The sequence below is a fragment of the Yinghuangia soli genome (assembly GCF_021502675.1).
Lineage (GTDB): Bacteria > Actinomycetota > Actinomycetes > Streptomycetales > Streptomycetaceae > Yinghuangia > Yinghuangia soli.
Genome location: NZ_JAKFHA010000038.1, coordinates 4,225 through 7,960 on the forward strand (window position 1 = coordinate 4,225; position 3,736 = coordinate 7,960).

4 protein-coding genes are annotated in these 3,736 nt (G+C 70.5%); 2 read left to right on the plus strand and 2 right to left on the minus strand.

The window, feature by feature from the left end:
• Positions 1–80 precede the first annotated feature (80 nt).
• Together LZ495_RS36665 and LZ495_RS36670 are read right to left on the minus strand one after the other, a co-directional pair.
• A complete protein-coding gene (locus tag LZ495_RS36665) occupies positions 81–1,004 on the minus strand; it encodes a 3-oxoacyl-ACP reductase (protein WP_235057489.1) in 924 nt (307 codons plus the stop codon).
• A gap of 114 nt (positions 1,005–1,118) precedes the next feature.
• The gene (locus LZ495_RS36670) at positions 1,119–2,198 is read right to left on the minus strand and encodes a Zn-dependent alcohol dehydrogenase (RefSeq protein ID WP_235057490.1); all 1,080 of its coding nucleotides are present in this window, start codon (positions 2,196–2,198) and stop codon (positions 1,119–1,121) included.
• A gap of 331 nt (positions 2,199–2,529) precedes the next feature.
• On the opposite strand from LZ495_RS36670, the gene LZ495_RS36675 reads away from it, so the two are divergent.
• Together LZ495_RS36675 and LZ495_RS36680 are read left to right on the plus strand one after the other, a co-directional pair.
• On the plus strand, positions 2,530–2,937 hold the full coding sequence (locus LZ495_RS36675; RefSeq protein ID WP_235057491.1) for a phage tail termination protein: 408 nt from the start codon (positions 2,530–2,532) through the stop codon (positions 2,935–2,937).
• A 133-nt stretch (positions 2,938–3,070) separates the two neighbouring features.
• Positions 3,071–3,646: a phage tail tube protein gene (locus LZ495_RS36680; protein ID WP_235057492.1), complete on the plus strand. Its 576-nt coding sequence runs from the start codon at positions 3,071–3,073 to the stop codon at positions 3,644–3,646.
• The last annotated feature ends 90 nt before the right edge of the window (positions 3,647–3,736 follow it).

Below are 3,736 nucleotides of genomic sequence, written 5' to 3' on the forward strand. Positions count from 1 at the left end.
CGCTGACACCGTGGGGCCTGGCGGGGGGGGCGGCGGGCCCCGGCCGCCCGCCCCTCCCGCAGGTGCCGTCAGGAGACGGCTCAGCGCTCGCGCTTGAGGAAGAGCAGGTCGGTGGCCGAGTAGCCCTGGTTGAGCTTCTTGTCGGCGTAGTGCGGGACGAGGACCTGCTCGAGCTCGTCCGGCGTGAAGGTGGCCTGCTTGGAGTCGAACTTGGCCTGCAGCGTCGGGCGCTCGACGACCGCGACGAAGCCGCCGTGCACGACGAAGACCTGGCCGGAGATGTTCTCCGCGGCCGGGCTGGCCAGGAAGGCGACCAGCGGCGAGACGTGCTCGGGGGCCAGCGGGTCCAGCTCGCCGTCCGCCAGGTCGTCCTTGGCGTTGAAGACGTTGCTGGTCATGTTGGTGAGCGCGCGGGGGGCGATCGCGTTGGCGCGGACGCCGTAGCGGTGGCAGCCGTTCGCGGTGCTCATGGTCAGGCCGACGATGGCCGACTTGGCGGCGGCGTAGTTCGGCTGGCCCGGCGAGCCGGCCAGGAACGCCTCCGAGGCGGTGTTGACGATGCGGGCGTAGACCGGGCCGCCCTCCGCCTTGGACTTGTCGCGCCAGTACTTGGCGGCGTGGTGCGAGGTGTTGAAGGTGCCCTTGGCGTGCACGGCCAGGACGATGTCCCACTCCGCCTCGGTCATGGAGAAGAGCATGCGGTCGCGCAGCACGCCCGCGTTGTTGACGAGGATGTCGATCGAGCCGAAGGTGTCGATGGCGAGCTGGATCAGCTCGCCGCCGGTCTCGAAGTTCGAGATGTCGCCGCGGTGCGCGACGGCCTCGCCGCCTCCTCGGATGATCTCGTCGACCACGGCCTGCGCCGGGTTCGGGGCACCCTCGGGGGCGAAGTCGTTGACGACGACCTTCGCTCCCTGCTTGGCCAGTTCGAGGGCCTCGGCGCGGCCGAGACCGCCGCCGGCGCCGGTGAGGACGGCAACCTTGCCTGCGAGGGACGTCGTCATCTGCTGCTTCTCCAGGGTGTGCGGGGTAGCGCCCGGCGAGGTGGTGCGCCGGGCGGTGCGGGCCGGACCGCGGGGGCACCGCCGGGCCGGCAGGGGCCCGGCGGTACCGCGCGGTCAGGCCAGGGTGACGATGGTGCGGATCGACTCGCCGCTCTTCATCAGGTCGAAGGCCTGGTTGATCTCCGCGATGCCGACGCGGTGCGTGATCATGCCCTCGAGGTCGATGCGGCCGGCCCGCCAGAGGCGGATGATGCGGTTGTACTCCCGCACGATGTCGCCGCCGCCGTAGATGCTGCCGATGATCTGCTTCTGGTCGAAGAACAGCTCGAACATGTTGAACGAGACGTTGTCGTCCATCGCGCCGGCGCCGACCACGATGACCTGGCCGCCGCGGCGGGTGAGGTCGTACGCGCTGCGCACCGTGAAGGACTTGCCGACGACCTCGAAGACCGCGTCGAAGCCGTTGTTGCCGGTCAGTTCGGCCTTGAGGCCGGCCGCCTCCTCGGGGGTGGCGGTGTGCGTGGCGCCGAACTGCTTGGCCCAGGCGTGCTTGCTGGTGGCCGGGTCGATCGCGACGATCTCCGAGGCGCCCATGGCGCGCAGCGCCTGGATGACCGCGATGCCGACGCCGCCGGCGCCGATGACCGCGGTGCTCATGCCGGGCTCGATCTTGGCGCTGTTGAAGACCGCGCCCATGCCGGTGGTGACGCCGCAGCCGATCAGCGAGGCGATCTCGTAGGGCACGTCGTCCGGCACCTTGATGGCGCACGGGGCGGCCACGACGACCTCTTCGGCGAAGGTGCCGGTGCCGGTCATGCCGAACGACGGGGTGCCGCCGAAGGTGAAGTTCTGGGTGCCGGCGTTCATGAACCCGGACAGGCACAGGTTCGACTGGTTGCCGGTGCAGTAGTTGCAGGTGCCGCACGGCGGTGCCCAGCACACGATGACCTTGTCGCCGACCGCGACCGAGGTGACGTCGTCGCCGACCTCGATCACCTCGCCGGCGCCCTCGTGGCCGGGTACGAACGGGGCGGGCTGCGGGAGCACGCCCTTCATGGCCGACAGGTCGGAGTGGCAGACGCCGGTGACGTGCAGCTTCACCCGCACCCGGCCGGGGCCCATGCCCACGGCCTCGACGTCGTCGCGGACCTCGAGCTTGTCCTGTCCGGTCTCGTGCAGGATGGCTGCGCGCATGAGCTGCTCCTCGTCCTAGCCGTGCCCTGGAGGTCGCCGGGGCCCTGGCCGGGCCCGGTCGGGTGTGGTCGCCGACGCCGCGAAAATATAACGCGTTCTTGTTTTCGACAAGGTCGATGACAACGTCAAGCTATCCGGCACGGCGCCGACTGAACAGCATCCGGCCCCAATAGGCAGTCCACGAGGGCCGTTTCACGCGGGTCGCAGGCCTTCATTCGAACAAGCTTGCGAACGAAGGTGTGCGTACGTCACACTTCTTGCAGCGGCAGAGCTGCGCCCGGCACCGGGCGCCGGGTCTGCCGCTTCGTCGTTCTCCGAACGGAGCACCCATGTGACCCAGCCCCTGATCACTTTCCCGGACATAGAACGCCTGGTCGTCGACTACCTGGACGCCCGTCCCGAGATGGCCGGCACCACGGTCGACAACCGGCCGCCGGCCGGTTTCGACGGCACCGCCAAGACCGTCCTCGTCTCGCGCGTCGGCGGCGCGTGGCTCGACAACCAGCGGCTCGACGCGCCGCTGGTCGACCTCGAGGTGTACGGCCCGGACAAGACCGCGGCGCACACCGTGGCCCTCACCACCCGGGCCCTGCTCATGCAGGCCAGGGACGCGGCACTCTCCGGCGCGGTCGTCGCCGACGTCGCCGAGGAGGACGGGCCGCGCTGGCTGCCCGACTACAACCACGCGGCCGCTAACCGGTACGTGATGACGTACCGCCTCACGGTGCGCCCGGCCTGACGCCGCGTCACGCGCCCCACGCCCCGGCCGGTCCTCCGGCTCTTGAGGCCCCCGAAGCCCCAGGCCCCGCCTTCCGCGGGGCCTTTTTGCTGTCCCCTTCTTCTTCGTTTCTCTTCTCTCACCAGGAGCACCCATGGCTGGCATGAACCCCACCGAGATCCGCGTCGCCGGCACCGGCCGCATCCTCGTCGCCCCCGTGAACACCCCGGCGCCGACCACTACCACCGGCGACTGGGGCACGGGGTGGAAGGACCTCGGGTACACCTCGACGGACGGCATCAAGTTCACCAAGAAGGACAAGATCGACCCGGTCGACACCTGGCAGTCGGTCAGCGCCGCGCGCTTCATCTACGCGGACCGCGACCTGACCCTGAAGTTCGCCCTGATGCAGCTGAACGAGGACACCCTGCCGTTCTTCTTCGGCGGCGACGCGGTCTCCGAGACCGCGGCCGGCTCGGGCGTCTTCAAGTACGAGGTCGGCAACTCCCCGAAGGTCGACGAGCGCATGCTCGGCATCGAGTTCGCCGACGGCGACGCCATCAAGTACCGCTTCGTGGTCCCGCGCGGCCAGGTGACGGAGACGGACGAACTGGCGCTCACCCGCACCGCGGCGATCAAGCTCGGCGTCACCTTCACCGCGCTGGCCAAGAACGACAGCGCACCTCTCGCCACGCTGCTGATGGCCGACCCGTCCTACGCGGCGGCCTGACGCTCTCCCCGCGGGGGGGGGCCGCCCCGGCCCCCCCCCCCCCCCCCGGCGGCGCGCCCCCCCGGTGCGGTGCCCCCCCCCCCGACGGGG